Here is a 20,081-nt window from a genome sequence, read left to right as displayed (position 1 = left end):
GTACGTCCTTGTGCTCGGCCCGGCTCGGGCCGGGCGGGTGCTGGGTGGATGGTCAAACGGCCGGCGGGTGGACCGGCGGGACCTACGAGAGCCGGGGCAGGACCGTGGTGAAACGGCCCTACCCCGGCATCCGTGCTCAGGTCAGGTCACGGGCGGGGGAGAGCCGCCTCGATCAGCGCGTTCTGCTCGACCTCGTGGGTCTTGGCCGAGCCGACCGCCGGGGCGGCCGCGGCCGGGCGGGAGATCCGCCGCAGCCGAACGTCAGTGAGGTGCTCCAGCAGGTTGAGCGCGACGAACGACCAGCCGCCCTGGTTGGCCGGCTCCTCCTGCACCCAGGCGAAGTCCTCGGCGTTCGGGAACTGCGCGAGGGCGGCCCGGATCTCCTCCACCGGCAGCGGGTACAGCTGCTCCAGCCGGAGGATCGCGGTGTCGGTGACGCCACGCTCCTGCCGGGCCTGGAACAGGTCGTAATAGACCTTGCCGGAGCAGAGCAGCACCCGCTTCACCGCCTCCGGTGCCGGGGCGGCCGTGTCGCGCAGCACCGGCTGGAAGGTGCCGGTGGTGAAGTCCTCCACCGACGAGACGCAGAGCTTGTGCCGCAGCAGCGACTTCGGCGTGAACACCACAAGCGGCTTGCGCTTGGGCGAGAGGGCCTGGCGGCGCAGCAGGTGGAAGTAGTTCGCCGGGGTGGTCGGGATGGACACCCGCATGTTGTCCTCGGCGCACATCTGCAGGAACCGCTCCGGCCGGCCGGAGGTGTGGTCCGGGCCCTGACCCTCGTGGCCGTGCGGCAGCAGCAGGGTGATGGCGGAACGCTGGCCCCACTTCACCTCACCGGACGAGATGAACTCGTCGATCACCGACTGGGCGCCGTTGACGAAGTCGCCGAACTGGGCCTCCCAGGCGACGAGGGCGTTGATGTTCTCCACCGAGTAGCCGTACTCGAAGCCCATCGCCGCGTACTCGCTGAGCAGCGAGTCGTGCACGAAGAACCGGGAACGGTCGCCGTCGCCGGTGAGCGACTTCAGCGGCAGGTAGTCGTCGCCGGTGCGGGAGTCGACCACCGAGGCGTGCCGCTGGACGAACGTGCCGCGACGCGAGTCCTGGCCGGCGAGCCGGACGGTGACACCGTCGTGCAGCAGCGCCCCGAGCGCGATGATCTCGCCGAAGCCCCAGTCGATGTTGCCCTCGACTGACATCTTGGCCCGCCGGTCCAGCAGTTGCTGGATCCGCTTGTGCGGGGTGAAGCCCTCCGGCAGGTTGATGTGCGCCTCGCCGATGGCCTTGACCACCGACGCGTCGGTGGCGGTGTCGACCTGCGGCTCCGGCTCCTCCTCGCGGCGCGGCCGGTTGAGCTGGCGCGGTGCCGAGGCGGCGTCCCGGGTGGCCTTGAAGACCTTCTCCAGTTGCGCCTGGTAGTCGCGCAGCAGTTCCTCCGCGTCTTCCACCGTGATGTCGCCGCGACCGATCAGCTCCTCGGTGTAGAGCTTGCGGACCGAGCGCTTCGAGTCAATGATCTTGTACATCTGGGGGTTGGACATCGACGGGTCGTCGCCCTCGTTGTGCCCGCGCCGGCGGTAGCAGACCATGTCGATCACGACGTCCTTGTTGAACGTCTGCCGGTACTCGAATGCCAGCCGGGCCACCCGGACCACTGCCTCCGGGTCGTCGCCGTTGACGTGGAAGATCGGGGCCTGGATCATCCGGGCCACGTCGGTGCTGTAGAGGCTGGACCGGCTGTACTCCGGGGCGGTGGTGAAGCCGACCTGGTTGTTCACCACCACGTGCACGGTGCCGCCGGTGCGGTAGCCGCGCAGCTGCGACAGGTTGAGCGTCTCGGCGACCACGCCCTGTCCGGCGAAGGCGGCGTCACCGTGCACCGCCAGCGGCAGCACGGTGTAGCCCTCCAGCTTGAGGTCGATCCGGTCCTGCTTGGCCCGGACGATGCCCTCCAGCACCGGGTCGACGGCCTCCAGGTGCGACGGGTTGGCCACCACCGACACCTTGACCGCGTGCTCGCCGTCGGGGGTGGTGAACTTGCCGTTCTGACCCAGGTGGTACTTCACGTCGCCGGAGCCCTGCGTCGAGCGCGGGTCCAGGTGACCCTCGAACTCCGAGAAGATCTTCTCGTACGGCTTGCCGACGATGTTGGCCAGCACGTTGAGCCGACCCCGGTGGGCCATGCCGATGACGACCTCGTCCAGCCCGTTCTCGGCGGACGACTCCAGCACCTCACCGAGCAGCGGGATCAGCGACTCGCCGCCCTCCAGCGAGAAGCGCTTCTGGCCGACGTACTTCGTCTGCAGGAAGGTCTCGAACGCCTCGGCGGCGTTGAGCCGGTTGAGCACGTGCTTCTGCTCGTCGGCGGACGGCTTCTCGTACTTGCGCTCGATCCGTTCCTGGACCCAGCGCCGCTCCTCCGGGTCCTGGATGTGCATGTACTCGATGCCGACCCGGCGGCAGTACGAGTCGCGCAGCACGCCGAGGATCTCGCGCAGCTTCATCCGCTGCCGGCCGGCGAAGCCGTTGACCGGGAACTCGCGGTCCAGGTCCCACAGGGTGAGCCCGTGCTGGAGGACGTCCAGGTCGGGGTGCTTGCGGATCTTGAATTCCAGCGGGTCGGTGTCGGCCATCAGGTGACCGCGCACCCGGTACGCGTGGATCAGCTCGTGCACCCGGGCGGTCTTGTTGATCTGACCCTCGGAGTTGACAGCGACATCGCGCATCCAGCGCACCGGCTCGTACGGGATGCGCAGCGCGGTGAAGATCTGGTCGTAGAAGCCGTGCTCGCCCAGGATCAGCTCGTGCATCACCTTGAGGAACTCGCCGGACTGCGCGCCCTGGATGATCCGGTGGTCGTACGTGCTGGTCAGCGTGATGATCTTGCTGACCGCCAGCTCGGCGAGGGTGGCCTCGGACATCCCCTGGTAGGGGGCCGGGTACTCCATCGCGCCGACGCCGATGATCGCGCTCTGCCCCTGCATGAGCCGCGGCATCGAGTGCACGGTGCCGATGCCGCCCGGGTTGGTCAGCGAGATCGTGGTGCCGGAGTAGTCCTCCATGGTCAGCTCGTTGCGCCGCGCCCGTCGGACCACGTCCTCGTACGCCTGCCAGAACTGCCGGAAGTCCATCTGCTCGCAGCCCTTGATGGAGGGGACCACCAGGTTGCGGCTGCCGTCGGGCTTGGCGAGGTCGATCGCGATGCCGAGGTTGACGTGTGCCGGGCGGAGCACCGCCGGCTTGCCGTTGGCCTCGGTGAAGGAGTTGTTCATCTCGGGGTGCTGGACCAGCGCGCGCACCAACGCGTAGCCGACCAGGTGGGTGAAGCTGACCTTGCCGCCCCGCCCACGGGCGAGGTGGTTGTTGATCACGATGCGGTTGTCCACCAGCAGCTTGGCCGGGACCGCGCGCACGCTGGTCGCGGTGGGCACGCTCAGCGAGGCGTCCATGTTCTGGACGATCTTCGCCGCGACGCCCCGCAACGGCGTGGTCTGCGGGCCGTCGGCACTCGGCGCGGCGGCCTTGGCGGCCGGCTTGGCCGCAGCGGCCTTCTCCGGCGCGGCCTTCGGCGTGGCCGGGGCGGCGGACTTGGCCGACGCCGGCTGGGCGGCGGCCGGCTTGCTCGCGGTCGCCGGCTTGGCCGGGGCCTTCGGCTGGGTGACGGTGGCGGCTGCCTCCGGCTGACCGTCCGGTTCCGGGGCGGCGGCCGGCTTGTCCGATGATTCGGCGCCGCGCGGGGTACCCGCTCCCGGTGCCGGTCGGTAGTCGGCGAAGAAGTCGTGCCAGGCCGAATCGACGCTCGATGGGTCGGCGAGGTAACGCTGGTACATCTCCTCGACGATCCACTCATTCGGGCCGAAACCCGCCAGTGGGTTCTCCTGCGAAGTCTGCTGGGTCGACACGGCCGGTAATCGCCTCTTTCACGCGGGTTTGTGTGGCACGCGGTGGGTCCGTCGCGCCCGATTAGGAGCACGGACTAGACGGCTCCCAGGCTACGCCGTACCGATCCCACAGGCATTTCCGCCTCGGTCCCGTGGCCGGTTTCACAGAAGATGCCAGAAGTTCGGCAACGCCTGCGCGCACCGTGCCGAACTGGTAACACTCGGCCCTCGTGCGGCCGGTCGTCGAGCGTGACGCCCGACCCCGGAGCGGCCAGCCGCCCCGGGGTCGCGGACGCCGTCAGGCGATGTCGCGCCGCCGGGTGAGCAGGACTCCGGCGATTCCGCTGACCAGCGCGTAGCCGATCAGCACCAGGGCCCCGACCCACCAGGACGGGGTGAACTCCGAGGTGCCCTCAGTGATCATGACCTGGGATGCCACGGCGGGCCAGATCACCTGCCACTTGAGCACCGCCTGGCTGTCGAGCACGTTCGACAGGAGCAGGAACAGCAGACCCACCACCTGGGTGCCGATCAGATAGAGCACCGCCGCCGTGATCACCGCTCCGAGCTGGTTGGTGATCAGCGTGCCGATGCCCACCCCGAGGATCGTCCAGATGGCGTAGGCCAGCAGGTTGAACAGCAGCGCCCGCTGCACCGGCCACTCACCGAGCTGGGTGCCGTAATCATTCGCGGACAGGAAGATCGCGCCGGCTGCCAGGTCGATGAGCGTGGTCGCCAGCCAGAACATGAAGCCGAGCAGGCTGGCGGCGACGAGCTTGCTGACGATGACCGACGTTCGCCGGGGAGTCGTCAGGAACGTCGTGGTCGCGGTCTGGTGGAAGAACTCGTTGGTGACCATCAGGATGCCGATGAGCATCACGAACATCAGCCCGAGGTACTGACCCGAGGTGTAGAGGTTCGCCGCCTGCGCCGGGGCGGTGGCCTGCTCGGCGCTGACGCCGATCTCCTCGGCGTCGCCACCGAGCGTCGTGACGGCCAACCACGCGTTGATCGCGAACGCCAGGGCGATCGAGAGGAACGCGCCGAGGGCCAGCCACCACCAGGTGCTGGTGGTACGGATCTTGAGTAGCTCGGATCGGACCAGGTTCATCGGATGCCCGCCTTTCCGGCCGTCAGCTCCAGGAAGACCCGTTCCAGATCGGGCCGTTCGGTGGTCAGTTCGTGCAGCTCGACCCCTGCCGCGAGGGCGGACCGGCCGATCGTCGGGGCGTCCACCCCGCCAACGAGCAGCACACCCTGCTCGTCGGTCTCGATGGTCGCCGACTGCGCCTTGAGGGCGGCGGCCAGCACCTCGGCCTGCGGGGTGCGGACCCGGACCCGGGCGCCCTGGGCCATCGAGCCGAGCACCTGGTCGACCGGACCCTGCCGGACCAACTGCCCGGCCGCGATGATCACCACGTCGTCGGCGAGCAGCTGCATCTCCGACAGCAGGTGGCTGGAGACCAGCACCGTACGACCCTCGTGGGCGAGGTTCTTGAGGAACCCACGCATCCACCGGATGCCCTCCGGATCCAGCCCGTTCGCCGGCTCGTCGAGGATCAGCACACGGGGGTCACCGAGCATCGCGGCGGCGATACCGAGCCGCTGCTTCATGCCCAGCGAGTAACCCTTGAACTTGCGCTTCGCCGCCGGGGTCAGCCCGACCAGGGCCAACGCCTCGTCGGCCCGCTGCTTGGGCAGCCCGGCCGCCGCGCAGATGACCCGGAGGTGGTTGATGCCGGTGCGGCCCTTGTGTGCGCTGGACGCCTCCAGCACCGCGCCCACCTGCCGCAGCGGAGTGGCGAGGTCGGCGTACCGCTGGCCGCTGATGGTGGCCGTGCCGGCGGTCGGCGTGACCAGATTCAGCAGCATGCGCAGCGTGGTGGTCTTGCCTGCGCCGTTCGGGCCGAGGAAGCCGGTCACCCGTCCCGGCGCCACAGTGAAGGACAGGTTGTTCACCGCCCGGACGTTCTTGTACTGCTTCGTCAGACCGGACACCACGATCTGACCGTCGTTGGTGGGGCTTCGCTGCCCGTCAGTCATCGTTCTCCTCCCGTGTGTGGCGTAGAGGTACGCCGTGGCACAGCGTGACGGCCCGGGGCAACAAGGTCAATCAGGCGCGGTCAGTACGTCTGCCTCCGTCGCGGGGCGGAGGAGACTCATCCCTGCGGACTACGGCCCGGTTCAACAGGCGATCCAGGTTGCCCGCGCCGCGCCGAGCAAGGACCCGTCCGGGCCGTACAGGCTCGTGTGCATGAGCGCCTTGCGCCCATCGACGCGCAGCAACGCCCCGGTCACCACGCACTCGTCGCCCGCCCCGGGCAGCGCCTCGACCACTGCGGCGATCCGACCCAGCAGGTACGGGCGGCCCGGCGTGAGCACCGCCCAGCCACCAGGGCAGTCCAGCGCAGCCCAGACCGTTGCCGCGCTGACCTGTGCGGGCGCGCGGAACGGCGCGGCGGTCCGGCCATCGGGCAGCCGGCCGGGGAAGATCCGCAGCCCGTCGGCCCGCTGCGGGCCGCAGACGTAACAGCTGGGGAACGGGTGCTCGACCAGACCGGGGTAGCGGGCCGCGGCGGCCACCGCCGTCTCCAGGTCGACAGGGGGCACCACGGCATCGATCACCCCGGCCGGGCGCACCTCGGCCACCAGTTCGCCGGCCGGGTCCCGGACCTCGCCGCCGACCACTGTCAGCTCGGTCTCCAGCGGCGGTGGCCGGCGCAGTGTCACCTCGAACGGCCCGCTGCCGTCCGCCTCGGCGGCGAAGATCCCCGCGCTCCAGCCGCCGTTGCCGGAACCGGCGGGCCCGTTGTAGCGGCTTTCGATGCGCATCGTCGACCTCCGGTGGGGCGTGCCGGCGTCGTCGCCGGACCGTTCCGCAGCCTCGCACGGCCGAGGTGGGAGCCATCTGCCGGCCGGCGTTCATCCTGCCGACACCAGTGGTCCCCGTGAATGGCAACCCGGGCCCTTACACAGATCCCATGGCCGTTCTGCATGCCGCTGGCGCACCCCTGAAGACCAGCGGATACACAGTGCTGATCGCCGACGACCCCACCCAGGTCGCGGCCGCGCAACGCCTGCGCCACGAGGTGTTCGCCACCGAGCTCGGCGCCACCCTCCTTCCCGGCGAGGCCGGATTGGACGTGGACCCCTTCGACGCGTACTGCGACCACCTGATCGTCCGCGAGGACAGCTCCGGCGAGGTGGTCGGCACGTACCGGCTGCTGCCGCCGGGGCGCACCAGCCGGCGTTACGCCGAGGACGAATTCGATCTGAGGCCGCTCGACCCGCTCCGCGACGACCTGGTCGAGGCGGGCCGGTCCTGCGTGCACCCGGACCACCGCTCCGGCGCGGTGATCAACCTGATGTGGGCCGGCATCATCAGGTACCTGCACCTGCGCGGCTCCCGCTGGCTCGGCGGGTGCGCGTCGGTGCCGGTGGCTGACGGCGGGCGGACGGTGGCCGAGGTGTGGACCCAGGCCCGGGCCCGGCACCTGGCGCCGCCGCCGCTGCGGGTACGACCGTTGCGGCACTGGTTCGCCGAGGCGGCTGCCGCTGGCCCGGTCGCCGCTGCCCCGACCGGGCGGGTGGCGGTTCCGCCGCTGCTGCGTGGCTACTTCCGGCTCGGCGCGTGGATCTGCGGCGAGCCGGCCTACGACAGCGACTTCGGGTGCGCGGACTTCTACGTCCTGTTCTCCCTGGACCGGATGAACCCGCGCTACCTGCGGCACTTCCTCGGCGGTGAGCAGCGGTGACCGCCGTGCCGCGCGACCTGTGGCGGCCCTCCTCGGGCTGCGACGACGACTGCCTGCCGGCGGCCGGCGAGGTGCCCACGGTCCCGGTGGCCCGCCGGGTGCTCCGGCTGGTCGCCGCGCTCGGCATGCTGCTGGCCGGGATCCCGGTGGTGGCGCTGCTGCCGGTGCTCCCCACCCGGGAACGGCAGGCGCTGGTCAGCGGCTGGGCGCGGGCCACCGCTCGCGCGTTCGGCGTCCGCCTCGTGGTCCGGGGTCGGTTGCCCCGGCGGCGCGCGCTGCTGGTCGCGAACCATGTCTCCTGGCTGGACATCCTCGCGGTGCTGGCGGTGGCGCCCACCCGGATGGTGGCGAAGCGGGAGATCCGCTCCTGGCCGGTGGTCGGTCTGCTGGCCTCGGTGGCGGGCACTGTCTTCGTGGACCGCGCCCGGCCGCTGGCGCTGCCGAGGACCGTCGCCCGGGTCGCCGACGCGCTGCGCGCCGGGCGGTCGGTGGCGGTCTTTCCGGAGGGTACGACGTGGTGTGCCCGCAACGGTGCCACCGACTGCCGCCCCGGCGGTGGGTTCCGGCCCGCGACGTTCCAGGCGGCGATCGACACGGGCAGCCCGGTGGTTCCGCTGCGGCTCACCTACCGCTGTGCGGCCACCGGGTCGACCACCACGGCAGCCGCCTTCCTCGGTGCGGACACCCTGCTGCGTTCGGTGGCACGGGTGGTCGCGGCGCGGGAGCTGGTGGTCTCGGTGACTATCGCCGCTGCGCTGCACCCGGCCCGTGACGCCGACCGGCGGTTGCTCGCCCGGGCCGCCGAGTCGGCCGTACACCTGGTGCCGGCGGCGGGTGCCGTGGCGCGGGCCCGGCTGCGGCCGGTGCCGACGGTGACCCCGGGCGTTCCTGTGCCGGCTCCGCTCGTGGATCGGGAGCTGGACCTGGCGGCCTGAGGGAGCACGTCGAACGCCGAACCGGCGACCACCTCGCGACCTGTCTTGTGGTATCGCGATGTATCGCGTTACATTCTCCTCCTGTTCGGCGCGCCTCCCGCGCGTCGTCGAGAGGGGGACGCCATGGCCGGCTGGACGGTCGAGAGCCCGCAACGGCTCACACTGGACGCTCCGGTCGTCCGGCTGGACGTTCGACTGATCAGTGGGCGGCTCAACGTGGTCGCCACCGACGGGCCGACCCGGATCGACGTGACCCAGGTCGGCCGTCGGCCGGTCCTGATCGACCACACCGACGGTCGGCTCAGCATCCGCCAGGAGCGCGGTCGGGGCTGGTCGGACGTCCTGCGCTGGTTCCGGATGATCCACCGCTACCCCCGGGTGGACGTCTCCATCGCCGTGCCCGCCGACGTCCTCGCCGATCTGGGCCTGGTCGCGGGCTCGCTGGTCGCCTCCGGCCTGCGCCGGCAGACCATCGCCAACGTCGTCGCCGGCCAGATCACCCTGATGGGGCTGCGCGGCAGCACCTCCGCGAAGCTCACCTCGGGGCCGGTGGAGGCGCTCGGCGTCCGCGGCGACCTCACTGTGGAGACGGTCTCCGGGGAGGTGATCCTCGCCGACAGCGCCGCCGACCGGGTCCGGGCGCAGACCGTCTCAGGTCCGATCACCTGTGATTTGGACAACCCGCGGCGCAGCGAGATCCGGTTGAGCACCATCTCGGGCAGCATCACCGTCCGGGTCCGCGCGGACAGCGACCTCGCCGTCCAGCTGAGCACCGCCTCCGGCCGGATCACCAGCGGCTTTCCACAGCTGCGCACCTCGACGTTCCCACTGCCCAGCAGCGAGGGGGTGCTCGGCGCCGGCGACGGTAAGCTCTGGGCTTCCGCGACCTCGGGGAGCATCGCCCTGCTCGCCCGAGCCGTCGACGACGACGAAGAGGAGCTGCCGTGACCGCCGTGTTCAGCCACGGGCGGCTCCGGCTCTACCTGCTCAAGCTCCTCGACGACGGCCCGAAGCACGGCTACGAGCTGATCCGCCTGCTGGAGGACCGCTTCCTCGGGCTGTACGCGCCCAGCGCCGGCACCATCTACCCCCGCCTGCAACGGCTGGAGGTCGAGGGTCTGGTCAGCCACACCGCAGCCGGCGGCCGCAAGACGTACGACATCACCGACGCCGGCCGGGCGGAGCTGCGCCAGCGGGCCGGTGAGTTGACAGCGTTGGAAACGGACATCGCGGCATCCGTGGCGGATCTCTCCAGCCTGGCCGGCGAGATCCGCAGCGAGGTACGCGGATCGGCACGCGACCTCAAGCGCGAGTTGAGCGAGGCCACCCGGCAGACCCGGCGGGCCCGGTGGGAAGCGCCCGCACCCGAACCACAGCCCAGGCCGGCATCGACCGCCGGGCCGCAGGCCGAGTTGCTCGACGAACTCGACAAGCGGCTGGCCGCGTTCACCGTCGAGGTGGGCCGGCTGATGCGCGCCCGACAGTTCAGCGACACCCAGCTGCGCACCGCTATCCGGCTGCTCGACGGCGCCCTGGACGGGCTGCGTCGCCTGCTGCGCTGACCGGCGTCGCCGGACGGTCGGCGACTCACAGCCTTTTTGCAGGAAGCGTCCAGCGCTGGCGCAGTGACGTCACCGATGATGGGCGCATGCCCGCTACCCAGACCGAGGCGCGACTGCTCGTCGTCGAGGACGACCCCAACATCCTCGAACTGCTCTCCGCGAGCCTGCGGTTCGCGGGCTTCGACGTGGCAACCGCGACAAGTGGAAGCGCGGCGCTCAACGCCGCCAAGGACCACCGGCCCGACCTGGTGGTACTCGACGTGATGCTCCCCGACCTGGACGGCTTCGAGGTCATCCGGATGCTCCGCGAGGGCGGCACGCGTACCCCCGTGGTGTTCCTGACCGCCCGGGACGCCACCGACGACAAGATCCGTGGGCTGACCCTGGGCGGCGACGACTACGTCACGAAGCCGTTCAGCCTGGAGGAGTTGACCGCCCGGATCCGCGCCGTGCTGCGCCGCACCACCACCGGCGAGCAGGCCCCGTCCCGGCTCACCTTCGCCGACCTGGAGTTGGACGAGGAAACCCACGAGGTGCACCGTGCCGGCCAGCGGGTGCAGCTCTCGCCGACCGAGTTCAAGTTGCTGCGGTACCTGATGCTCAACGCCAACCGGGTGCTGTCCAAGGCGCAGATCCTCGACCACGTCTGGAACTACGACTTCCGGGGCGACGACAACATCGTCGAGTCCTACATCTCGTACCTGCGGCGCAAGGTCGACACCACCCAACCCCGGCTGATCCACACTCTTCGCGGCGTCGGCTACGTCCTGCGCAAGCCGGCGGCGTGAACGCGGTCCAGCAGGCGAAAGGGCGGGTCCGCAGCGTTCCGCTGCGGGTGAAGCTGGTCACCTCGGTGCTCGCGCTGGTCGCCGTCGCGCTTCTGGTGATCAGCTCGCTGACCGCGTACTTCCTCCGCAACTACCTGGAGGGCCAGGTCGACGGCCAGGTCCGGTCGACCGCCCAGGGCCTCGGCCAGGTGCTTCTGAAGCTGCGCACCGGTGAGGTCGGCGCGTTGCTGCCCAGCGACTACGTCGTGATCGTGGCCGACGAACGGCAGGTGTACGACCCCCTGTACGACAAGCGCAACTTCGACCCCGATCAGCTACCCACGTTTCCTGCCAGCCGCAAGGACTTCGAGGCGGCGGAGGGCGAGCCGCGGACTGTCATCTCACACGATCGCCTCACCCGGTGGCGGGTCTACTACGCGGCTCAACCGGACGGCTCGGTGCTGGCAGTGGGTCAGCCGCTGACCGAGGTGGACCGGGCGGTGAAGCAGCTCGTCTGGATAGACCTCCTGGTCGGTGGCGCAGTGCTGATCATGCTGGCCTCGGTCGGCGCGGCGATCGTCCGGACCAGCCTCAAGCCCCTCGTCGAGATCGAACAGACCGCCGCCGCGATCGCCGGCGGTGACCTGACCCGCCGGGTGCCCGACCCGGAGGAGGGCCAGGCCGAGCCGACCTCGGAGCTGGGCCGGCTCTCCCGTGCGCTGAACGCGATGCTCACCCAGATCGAGGCGGCGTTCACCGCCCGTGCCGCGTCGGAGACCTCGGCCCGGTGGGCGGAGAGCGCTGCCCGGGACGCCGCCGCCGCAGCTCAGGCGTCCGAGGCGCGGGCCATCCGCTCCGAGGAGCGGATGCGGCAGTTCGTCGCCGACGCCTCGCACGAGCTACGGACTCCGCTCACCACGATCCGTGGCTTCGCCGAGCTGTACCGGCAGGGTGCGGCCCGTGCGCCGGAACAGACCGCCGGGCTGTTGCGCCGGATCGAGGACGAGGCGGCCCGGATGGGGCTGCTGGTGGAGGATCTGCTGCTGCTCGCCCGGTTGGACATGGAACGGCCGCTCTCGCTGACCCCGGTGGAGCTGCCGGTGCTCGCCACCGACGCGGTGCAGGCCGCGCGGGCGATGGCACCGGACCGCCGGATCGAGCTGGAGATCAGGCCCGAATCCGGCCCGCTCGTCGTCTCCGCCGACGACGCGCGGCTGCGGCAGGTGATCGGCAACCTGGTCACCAACGCGCTCACCCACACCCCGGCGGAGGCCGAGGTCCTCGTACGGCTGCGCGCCGAACCCGGTGGCTTCGCCGTCGTGGAGGTCGCCGACACCGGCCCCGGCCTCTCGGCCGAGCAGGCCGAACGCGTCTTCGAGCGGTTCTACCGGGCGGACGCGGCCCGTACCCGGCGGGCCGACGGCAACACCGGCACCGGCCTCGGCCTGGCCATCGTGGCGGCGCTGGTCGCCGCCCACCACGGCTCGGTCGAGGTGGCCGAGACGCCCGGCGGCGGGGCCACCTTCCGGGTTCGGCTGCCGCTGCTGGCGCAGATCGACGGAGCGGGCGAGTGACTTTCAGCCAACTTCCAGGACGGTTCCAGGTTGATTGCAGTGCCGGAGGAGAAGGTAGTGCCATGACCGAGTTCGAGTCCGACCCGCAGCGCCGGCCGGCCCCCACCGACGCCGAGCCGTCGCACCCCACCGCCGAGCTGCCGCGCGACGAGCGCGTGCAGTCCGACTCCCCGACCACTCCCGTACCGGTCGTCTCGACCGGCGGCGACCCGACTGTCGCCTCCACCACCGTTGACGCGGAGACGACCGCTGCCACCCCGGCCGCCGCGCCGGTCGGGTACGCCGCGCCAGCCGGTCAGCCGGCAGCCGCCGCGCCGACCGGGTACGAGCCGTCGACCGGCTACGAGCGTCCGGCCGCCACTGCGTCAGCGCCGCCGTACCCGGTCTCCGGTCACCCGGCGCCCGGCCAGCCCGGCTACCCGCAGCCGGCCGCCGGCCACTACCCCGGTGCCCCCTGGTACCCGGGCCAGCAGTCCGGCTGGGCCGGCGGGGGCCAGCCGGGTATGCCGTACGCCCAGCACCAGCAGCACCCCGGGCAGCACGCCCAGCACCCGCAGCACCCGGGCCAGCCGGTCCCACCGTGGGGCCCGCAGGTCGCGCCGCCCGGCAGCGGCCCCCGGCCGGGTCGGATCGCGAAGTTCGCCGGCGCCGGCGTCGCGGTGTTCGCCCTGATGCTCGGTTCCGGCGTGGCCGGCGGGGCACTCGCGCTCGCCCTCGACGGTGACAGTGGCGGTATCACCCGCACCTACTCCGCGGCGCCCGTGATCAATGGCGCCGACCTGCCGAAGATCGCCGCGTCGGTGCAGGACAGCGTCGTCTCGATCACCACCGGCAGCGGTGAGGGATCCGGCGTGGTGCTCAGCGCCGACGGGTACGTGCTGACCAACAACCACGTGGTCGCGTCAGCCGCCGGCGACGCCGTACGGGTGGTCTTCGCCGACGGCAAGACCGCCGACGCGAAGATCATCGGCACCGACCCGAAGACCGACCTGGCCGTGGTGAAGGCCAACGGGGTGAGCGACCTCAAGCCGGCCAAGTTCGGCGACAGCGACGCCATGCAGGTCGGCGACCAGGTGCTCGCCCTGGGCAGCCCGCTCGGTCTGCAGGGTTCGGTGACCTCGGGCATCCTCAGCGCCCGGGACCGCACCATCCGGGCCGGCGAGGGCCAGCAGCAGGACCCGACCCAGCAGAGCCAGCCGGTCAGCTCGATCTCCGGCCTGCTCCAGACGGACGCGCCGATCAACCCCGGCAACTCCGGTGGCGCGCTGGTCAACACCCGCGGTGAGGTGATCGGCGTCAACACCGCCATCGCGACCTCCGGGCAGAGCACCGGCAACATCGGTGTCGGGTTCGCCATCCCCAGCAACAAGGCCAAGGACGTCGCGGGCAAACTCCAGCGTGGCGAGAAGGTCAGCCACCCGTCGCTCGGAGTCGGCGTCAACCAGGCCGAGGGCGGCGGCGCGCTCGTCGCGTCGGTCACCCCGGGCAGCCCGGCGGAGAAGGCCGGCTTCCAGCGCGGCGACGTCGTCACCCGGTTCGGCGACAAGCCGGTAAACGACTCTGACGACCTGGTCGGCGCGGTGCAGGCCGGCAAGGTCGGCGACCGGGTCGAGGTGCAGTTCAAGCGCAACGGTGTCGAGAAGTCGGCGACCGTGACGCTCGCCGAGACGTCCTGACCAGCTGTCTGAACCTGCTTCCACCCTCCGGCGGCGGGTGGCGGGGCCGAGGGGGTCGGCTCCGTCACCCGCCGCTTCTTTCCGCCCCGACGGCGGTTCACCCGGATCGGGTGAACCGCCGTCACCCGTCCGCCCGGCAGGTTCGGAGGGCGACGACCGGAACCGGGGGTGGGGTGCCGTGACCGAGGTGATGGATGTCCGCGACGACCAGCGGATCCAACGCGACGTTCTGGCCGAACTGGCGTGGGACGCCCAGCTGCAACCGAACGAGATCGGGGTGACCGTCGACCAGGGTGTGGTCACCCTGACCGGATTCGTGGACGGTGCCGCCCGTGGCTGGGCCGCGACCCGATCCGCACAACGGGTTCGCGGCGTACGGGCGGTGGCCGACGAGATGGAGGTGCGGCTGCCGGGCACTCCGGGGCGTACCGACGCCGAGGTCGCCAACGCCGCCACCCGTGCCCTGGAGTGGGACAGCTTCGTGCCCGACGAGCGGCTGGACGTCACAGTGGCCAACGGCTGGTTGATGCTGCGCGGCGAGGTCGAGTTCGGGTGGCAGCGGCGGGCCGCGGAGGGCGAGGTGCGTCGACTCGACGGCGTACGAGGGATCACCAACCTGATCGAGGTACGACCTGCGGCGCCACCGGCCGGCGAGCAACTGCGTCTGGACGTCCAGCGGGCGTTGCGGCGCACGCTCGGCGGCGAGCGGGTGACCGTCGAGGTGGACGGCGACACGCTGGTCCTCGCCGGCGTGGTCCGTTCCTGGTGGGAACGCGACCAGGTCGAGCGGGTGGCGTGGTCCGCGCCCGGGGTGCGGGTGGTCCACGACCAACTCCTGGTGGGCGGGTGATCGTCCGCCATGTCCGGTTTACCTGGGACGCCACCGGGAAGTCGCCGCCGACCGGCGGTGCCGCCGCACCGGGGAACAACGGGGAGGACTCGTGGCCGTGAACCACTCGCCTGCGGGCCGCCCAGAGGAGCGGTCGCTGCGCATCGCGATGGTGGTTCCGCCGTGGTTGTCCGTACCGCCGCCCGGCTACGGCGGCCTTGAACAGGTCGTCGCCGCCCTGGTGGACGCGCTCTGCCAACAGGGGCACACGGTGACCCTGTTCGGTGCCGGAGGTGACCACGGCACGGCCGCCGACGGCTTCGTCTCCACAGTGGCCGAGGTCCAGTACGAGCGGCTCGGCGAGTCACTGCCCGAGCTGGCACACCTGGCCCGGGTGAATCGGCTGATCAGCCCGGCCGACTTCGACGTGATCCACGACCACACCACCATCGGTCCGCTGGTCGCCGGTCGCCGGGCAGTGCCGACTGTCGCGACAGTGCACGGCAACCCCGTGGGGGAGTACGGCGACGTGCTGAGCGACATCGACGCGGGGGTCGCACTGGTGGCCATCTCGCACGCCCAGCGCCGGCTGAATCCGAACCTGCCCTGGGCCGGCACCGTGCACAACGCGCTCGACATCCGCGGCTTCCCGCGTAAGCACACGCCCGGCGCGGGGCCGGTGCTGTGGCTGGCCCGGTTCAGCCCGGACAAGGGCCCGGACACCGCCATCCGGGAGTGCCGGGCGGCCGGACTGCCCCTGCTGCTGGCGGGGAAGTGCAACGAACCGGCCGAGCGCCGCTACTACGAGCAGGTCGTCGCGCCGATGGTCGACGAGGACGTGACAGTAGTGTTCAACGCGGACCGCGCGACGACGCTGCGGATGCTCGTCGAGGCCCGCTGCCTGATCATGCCGATCCAGTGGGACGAGCCGTTCGGCATGGTGATGCTGGAGGCGATGGCCACCGGCACGCCGGTGGTGGCGCTCAACCGGGGTGCGGTGCCGGAGCTGGTGCGGCCAGGGCTGACCGGGCTCGTCGTCGAGCGGTCGGAGGAGCTACCCGCGGCGTTGCTCGCGGCGGAGCGAATCGACCCGGAGGACTGCGTGGCACACGTCGCCCGGAACTTCTCGGTCGAGCGGATGGCGAGCGGCTACGCCGAGGTCTATCGGCGTTTCGCCCTCGGCCGGCACGACGTCCGTGAACCGGCCCGGGTGCCGGTGCGCTGACCCACCGGTGTCGCCGGCTCAGGCCCCGGTCGCGCCCAGCTCGGCGATGGCGGCGTCGAGCTGAGAGGCGTACGCCGGGCTGATGCCGCCCTCACCGAGACGGACGGCGACCTTGGCGCGCAGCCGGGCCACCGGCGGTGCCAGCTCTTCGCGGCCGGAGCTGACCGCGACTCTCAGGTTGCGCAGCTCGTTGCGCAGGTCGAGGGCCACGTCGTCGCGGATCTCTCCGACGCTGAGCCCTGCGCCGATCAACCCGTCGACCCGGTTCGCGACCTCGGTGAGGGTGCCCGGGTTCGAGGTGGGCGCCCCGGTGGTCGGCTTCGTCGAGGGTGCCGGGGTCGGCGGGGTGGACGTGATCGGCGCGGACGGCTCGGGGGCCGGCGGGTCGCTCGACGGGGTCGTCACCGGCCCGGCGGAAGGCTGCGCCCGGCGGGTCGGCTGCTGCTCGGGCAGCAGGGCCACCCCCGCCATCGTCACGCCGACGGCCAGCACCAGCAGCAACACCAGCCGCCGCCGCGACCAGCCCGACCCGGTCGCCGGCTCGCCCCCGCTGGCAGCGGCCCCGCCGTCCGAAGTGTCTCCATCCGGTCGTGCCGCCGCCGGGACGCTGGCCGTCGCGACGGCGGGGGACTGTGGTGGCAGGGGCTGGGTGGGCACCCGGATGGTCGCCGTCGGGGGCTCGGCGGGCAGCGCGTGGTCGCGGAGCGCTGTGGCGACCTGCCGGGCGGTCGGCCGATCGGCCGGGTTGCGGGCGAGGCTGCGCAGGCAGATCTGGGCCACCGGTGCGGGCAGGTCCGGTAGGTCGGCCAGCGTCGGCGGCGGACCACTGGCCAGCGCGGCGCTGAGCTGCTCCCAGGTGTCCGCCGGGTACGGGACCCGGCCGGTGAGCGCCTCGTGCAGCAGCACACCGAGCGAGTAGACGTCGGTGGACGGTTGGGCCGGCGCGCCGTCGAGACGTTCCGGGGCGACGTACGCCGGGGTGCCGAAGGTCTCGCCGTCCTCGTCCTCGTCGGGCGCGCCGATCCGGGTGGCGATGCCGAAGTCGAGCACCTTGACGCCCGTCCCGGTCATCATCACGTTGGCCGGGGTGATGTCCCGGTGCACGATGCCGAGCCGGTGCGCGGCGGCCAGCGCGTCCGCGACCTGCGCCCCCACCTGGACCGCCTCGGTCCACGGCAGCGGCCCCTCGGTGAGCCGAAGCTTCAACTCCTCACCGGTGAGCAACTCCATCACCACGAACGAGGTGATCGAGCCGTCCGGGTCGACAGTCTCGCCGTAGTCGTGCACGGAGGTCAGGTGCGGGTGCACCAACTGGGCGGCAGCCCGTGCCTCCTCGCGCACCATCCCCCGGAACCGTGCGTCCGCTGCGAGTGACGGGGCGAGCACCTTGAGCGCGACAACCCGGTCCAGTACCTCGTCCCGGGCACGCCAGATGACCGACATGCCACCGGCGCCGATCTGGTCCAGAAGTCGGTATCTGCGAGCCAGCAATCGGCCCGGATGCAGCGCTGCCTTCACGGATCGCACCTGCCTCAGGGGTGGGAGCGGTATCAGGTTGCGCGAATGCGTCCTGCCTGTCAACGCCGTTGCCACCGACCAGCGACGGACGGTGCCTGCCGTGCGCCGACCGCCGGTCGACAGCGGCCCGCCGGTGGGCGGCGGGCCCGTGCCAGGATGGACGACATGGCGGGGGGACCGGTGGCGTTCGTGCTCGGCGGCGGGGGAGTGCTCGGCGCGGTCGAGGTCGGCATGTTGCGCGCCCTGTTCCGGGCCGGCATCCAACCCGACATGGTCCTCGGCACCTCGATCGGCGCGGTCAACGGCGCGCTGGTCGCCGCCGACCCGTCCGAGGCGGTCACCGACCGGCTGGTCCGGCTCTGGGCCTCACCGGAGGCGAGCGAGGTGTACGGCGACTCGGTCGCCCGGCAACTGCGCCGCTTCGCCGCCCGCACCCACCTGCACTCACCCCGGCCGCTGCGCCGCCTGTTGGAGTCCGAGCTGGGGGTGGACACCACCTTCGCCGACCTGCGGGTGCCGTTCCGGTGCTGCGCCGCCCACATCGAGCGGGCCGCCGAGCACTGGTTCGACAGCGGTCCGGTGGTGCCGGCGGTGATGGCGTCGGCCTCGGTGCCGGGCCTGCTTCCGCCGATGGAGATCGACGGCGCGCACTACGTGGACGGCGGGATCGTGAACTCCATCCCCATCGGCGAGGCGGTGGCCGTCGGCGCCCGCCGGATCTACGTCCTGCAGGTGGGTCGGATCGAACGGGAGCTGACTCCGCCCCGCCGGCCATGGGAGATCGCGCAGGTCGCGTTCGAGATCTCCCGCCGGCACCGCTTCTTCCGCGAGATGGCGGCGCTGCCGGAGGGGGTGGAGGTGCACGTCCTGCCGACCGGCGGGCTCAACCCGCGCGACGACACGCCGTGGGCGTACCGGGACATGGCGGCGGTGGGACGGCGGATCAGCCGCGCGTACACCGCCTCCCGGCGCTACCTCGCCACCCACCTGGAGCGTTGATGCCGCTGCCTCCCCGGTGGTTGCGTCGGCTGTTGCTCGCGCCCGCCGTCGTGCTGCTCGCCTTCCTCGTGGTCACCACGTTGCCGATCTGGGCGCTGCTCGCGGCGGCCGCGTCGCCGCTGGTCCCGGGCCGGTTGCGCCCGCTGCGACTGCTCTGGATCGGCTGCTTCTACCTGGTCTGGGACGCCGCCGCGCTGCTCGCGCTCTTCCTGCTCTGGGTCGTCTCCGGCTTCGGCTGGCGGACCCGGTCGCCGGCCTTCCAGCGCGCGCACTACGTGCTGGCCGGCTGGTTCCTGCGGGTGCTGTTCTGGCAGGCACAGTGGACACTGCGGTTACGCATCGACGTGGTCGGCACCGACCCGGACACTGCGCTGCCCGGCCGACCCGAGCTGGTGCTCTGTCGCCACGCCGGGCCGGGGGACTCGTTCATCCTGATCCACGGGCTGGTCAACTGGTTCCACCGGGAACCCCGGATCGTCCTGAAGGACAGCCTCCAGTGGGATCCGGCGATCGACGTGCTGCTCAACCGGCTGCCCAACCGGTTCATCGCGCCGACCCCGGAGCGCGGCGAGGAGACGCTACGCCAGGTCGGGCACCTCGCCACCGGCCTGGACGACAACGACGCGTTCGTGATCTTCCCGGAGGGCGGCAACTTCACCCCCGGGCGACGGCTGCGCGCCATTGCCCGGCTGCGCTCCCTCGGCCTGGAAAGGATGGCACTGCGCGCCGAGCGGATGCGCCACGTGCTCGCCCCGCAGCCCGGTGGGATGCTCGCCGCGCTGGACGCCGCACCGGACGCCGGGGTCATCTTCGTCGCCCACACCGGCCTGGACCGGATGCTCACCGTCGCCGACGTGTGGCGGGAACTGCCGATGGACAAGCGGATCGTGATGCGGTTCTGGTCCGTGCCGCCGGAGGACGTGCCGACCGGACGGCAGGAACGCATCGACTGGCTCTTCGATTGGTGGGCGCAGATTGATGCCTGGATCGCCGCTAATCGGTAGATGTCCGCGTAGGGTGCGGGCGTGGACGAGATCTGCGTGGTGACAACGGTGGTGGATGCGCGTTCGGTCGCCGACGTGCTGGCGGCTGCGGCCGTCGCCGGCAGGCTCGCCGCCTGCGCCCAGGTGGGTGGTCAGGTGGACAGCACCTACTGGTGGCGGTCCGGGATGGAGACGAGCACCGAGTGGTCGGTGCAGTTCAAGACCGCACCGGATCGGCTCACCGCGTTGCTGGACCAGATCCGGGTCAGCCACCCGTACGAGGTGCCGGAGATCCTGGTGTCCAGGGTGGAGAGCGGCAACCCCGACTACGCCACCTGGGTGTACGAGCACACCCGATCCTGAGTACGCGCACTCTG

The 20,081-nt window shown here is 71.6% G+C and carries 17 protein-coding genes; 12 read left to right on the top strand and 5 right to left on the bottom strand.

What is annotated here, in order from left to right:
* Nucleotides 1-146: 146 nt before the first annotated feature.
* The 4 genes from MED01_RS09590 to MED01_RS09575 all read right to left on the bottom strand — a co-directional run bounded on the left by MED01_RS09590 (nt 147) and on the right by MED01_RS09575 (nt 6,713).
* The gene (locus MED01_RS09590) at nt 147-3,902 is read right to left on the bottom strand and encodes a multifunctional oxoglutarate decarboxylase/oxoglutarate dehydrogenase thiamine pyrophosphate-binding subunit/dihydrolipoyllysine-residue succinyltransferase subunit (RefSeq protein ID WP_238668174.1); all 3,756 of its coding nucleotides are present in this window, start codon (nt 3,900-3,902) and stop codon (nt 147-149) included.
* A 277-nt stretch (nt 3,903-4,179) separates the two neighbouring features.
* Nucleotides 4,180-4,992 (bottom strand): ABC transporter permease, encoded by an 813-nt coding sequence (locus tag MED01_RS09585; protein ID WP_203121789.1) that lies wholly within the window; start codon nt 4,990-4,992, stop codon nt 4,180-4,182.
* Entirely contained in the window at nt 4,989-5,924 is a 936-nt protein-coding gene (locus MED01_RS09580) for an ABC transporter ATP-binding protein (RefSeq protein WP_238668173.1), read from the bottom strand. Before MED01_RS09580 ends, MED01_RS09585 begins: the two co-directional genes overlap by 4 nt.
* A 141-nt stretch (nt 5,925-6,065) precedes the next feature.
* Nucleotides 6,066-6,713, bottom strand: a complete 648-nt coding sequence (locus tag MED01_RS09575) for a hypothetical protein (RefSeq protein ID WP_238668172.1) — start codon at nt 6,711-6,713, stop codon at nt 6,066-6,068.
* A 149-nt stretch (nt 6,714-6,862) separates the two neighbouring features.
* On the opposite strand from MED01_RS09575, the gene MED01_RS09570 reads away from it, so the two are divergent.
* From MED01_RS09570 to MED01_RS09530, 9 genes are all read left to right on the top strand, one after another.
* Nucleotides 6,863-7,636 (top strand): GNAT family N-acetyltransferase, encoded by a 774-nt coding sequence (locus MED01_RS09570; RefSeq protein WP_238668171.1) that lies wholly within the window; start codon nt 6,863-6,865, stop codon nt 7,634-7,636.
* Complete coding sequence (locus MED01_RS09565) at nt 7,633-8,571, top strand: lysophospholipid acyltransferase family protein (RefSeq protein WP_238668170.1); 939 nt, start codon at nt 7,633-7,635, stop codon at nt 8,569-8,571. Before MED01_RS09570 ends, MED01_RS09565 begins: the two co-directional genes overlap by 4 nt.
* A 123-nt stretch (nt 8,572-8,694) precedes the next feature.
* Entirely contained in the window at nt 8,695-9,519 is an 825-nt protein-coding gene (locus tag MED01_RS09560) for a DUF4097 family beta strand repeat-containing protein (protein WP_238668169.1), read from the top strand.
* Nucleotides 9,516-10,133, top strand: a complete 618-nt coding sequence (locus MED01_RS09555; protein WP_238668168.1) for a PadR family transcriptional regulator — start codon at nt 9,516-9,518, stop codon at nt 10,131-10,133. The genes MED01_RS09560 and MED01_RS09555 overlap by 4 nt, the downstream gene beginning before the upstream one ends.
* An 86-nt stretch (nt 10,134-10,219) precedes the next feature.
* A complete protein-coding gene (locus MED01_RS09550) occupies nt 10,220-10,921 on the top strand; it encodes a response regulator transcription factor (RefSeq protein WP_030336721.1) in 702 nt (233 codons plus the stop codon).
* On the top strand, nt 10,918-12,474 hold the full coding sequence (locus tag MED01_RS09545; protein WP_238668167.1) for a sensor histidine kinase: 1,557 nt from the start codon (nt 10,918-10,920) through the stop codon (nt 12,472-12,474). The genes MED01_RS09550 and MED01_RS09545 overlap by 4 nt, the downstream gene beginning before the upstream one ends.
* Before the next feature lie 62 nt (nt 12,475-12,536).
* Nucleotides 12,537-14,150 carry a trypsin-like peptidase domain-containing protein gene (locus tag MED01_RS09540; RefSeq protein WP_238668166.1) on the top strand — a complete coding sequence of 538 codons (1,614 nt, stop codon included), beginning with the start codon at nt 12,537-12,539 and terminating at the stop codon, nt 14,148-14,150.
* 190 nt (nt 14,151-14,340) lie between these two features.
* The gene (locus MED01_RS09535; protein WP_238668346.1) at nt 14,341-15,000 is read left to right on the top strand and encodes a BON domain-containing protein; all 660 of its coding nucleotides are present in this window, start codon (nt 14,341-14,343) and stop codon (nt 14,998-15,000) included.
* Nucleotides 15,001-15,148: 148 nt separating this feature from the next.
* Nucleotides 15,149-16,204, top strand: a complete 1,056-nt coding sequence (locus MED01_RS09530) for a glycosyltransferase family 4 protein (protein ID WP_238668345.1) — start codon at nt 15,149-15,151, stop codon at nt 16,202-16,204.
* A gap of 18 nt (nt 16,205-16,222) precedes the next feature.
* On the opposite strand, the gene MED01_RS09525 is transcribed toward MED01_RS09530, so the two are convergent.
* Complete coding sequence (locus MED01_RS09525; RefSeq protein WP_238668165.1) at nt 16,223-17,722, bottom strand: serine/threonine protein kinase; 1,500 nt, start codon at nt 17,720-17,722, stop codon at nt 16,223-16,225.
* A gap of 165 nt (nt 17,723-17,887) precedes the next feature.
* Here MED01_RS09525 and MED01_RS09520 point away from each other — a divergent pair, with 165 nt between their 5' ends.
* The 3 genes from MED01_RS09520 to cutA are packed head-to-tail and all read left to right on the top strand — an operon-like array spanning nt 17,888 to nt 20,067.
* A complete protein-coding gene (locus tag MED01_RS09520) occupies nt 17,888-18,721 on the top strand; it encodes a patatin-like phospholipase family protein (protein ID WP_238668164.1) in 834 nt (277 codons plus the stop codon).
* On the top strand, nt 18,721-19,725 hold the full coding sequence (locus MED01_RS09515; protein ID WP_238668163.1) for a 1-acyl-sn-glycerol-3-phosphate acyltransferase: 1,005 nt from the start codon (nt 18,721-18,723) through the stop codon (nt 19,723-19,725). The genes MED01_RS09520 and MED01_RS09515 overlap by 1 nt, the downstream gene beginning before the upstream one ends.
* Nucleotides 19,726-19,746: 21 nt before the next feature.
* Nucleotides 19,747-20,067 (top strand): divalent-cation tolerance protein CutA, encoded by a 321-nt coding sequence (cutA, locus tag MED01_RS09510; RefSeq protein ID WP_091406014.1) that lies wholly within the window; start codon nt 19,747-19,749, stop codon nt 20,065-20,067.
* Nucleotides 20,068-20,081 lie beyond the last annotated feature (14 nt).

The organism is Micromonospora alfalfae (genome assembly GCF_022230925.1).
In the GTDB taxonomy this organism is placed as follows: domain Bacteria; phylum Actinomycetota; class Actinomycetes; order Mycobacteriales; family Micromonosporaceae; genus Micromonospora; species Micromonospora alfalfae.
The sequence above is the reverse complement of the archived record's forward strand: the minus strand, read 5'-3'. Positions and strand labels throughout refer to the sequence as shown.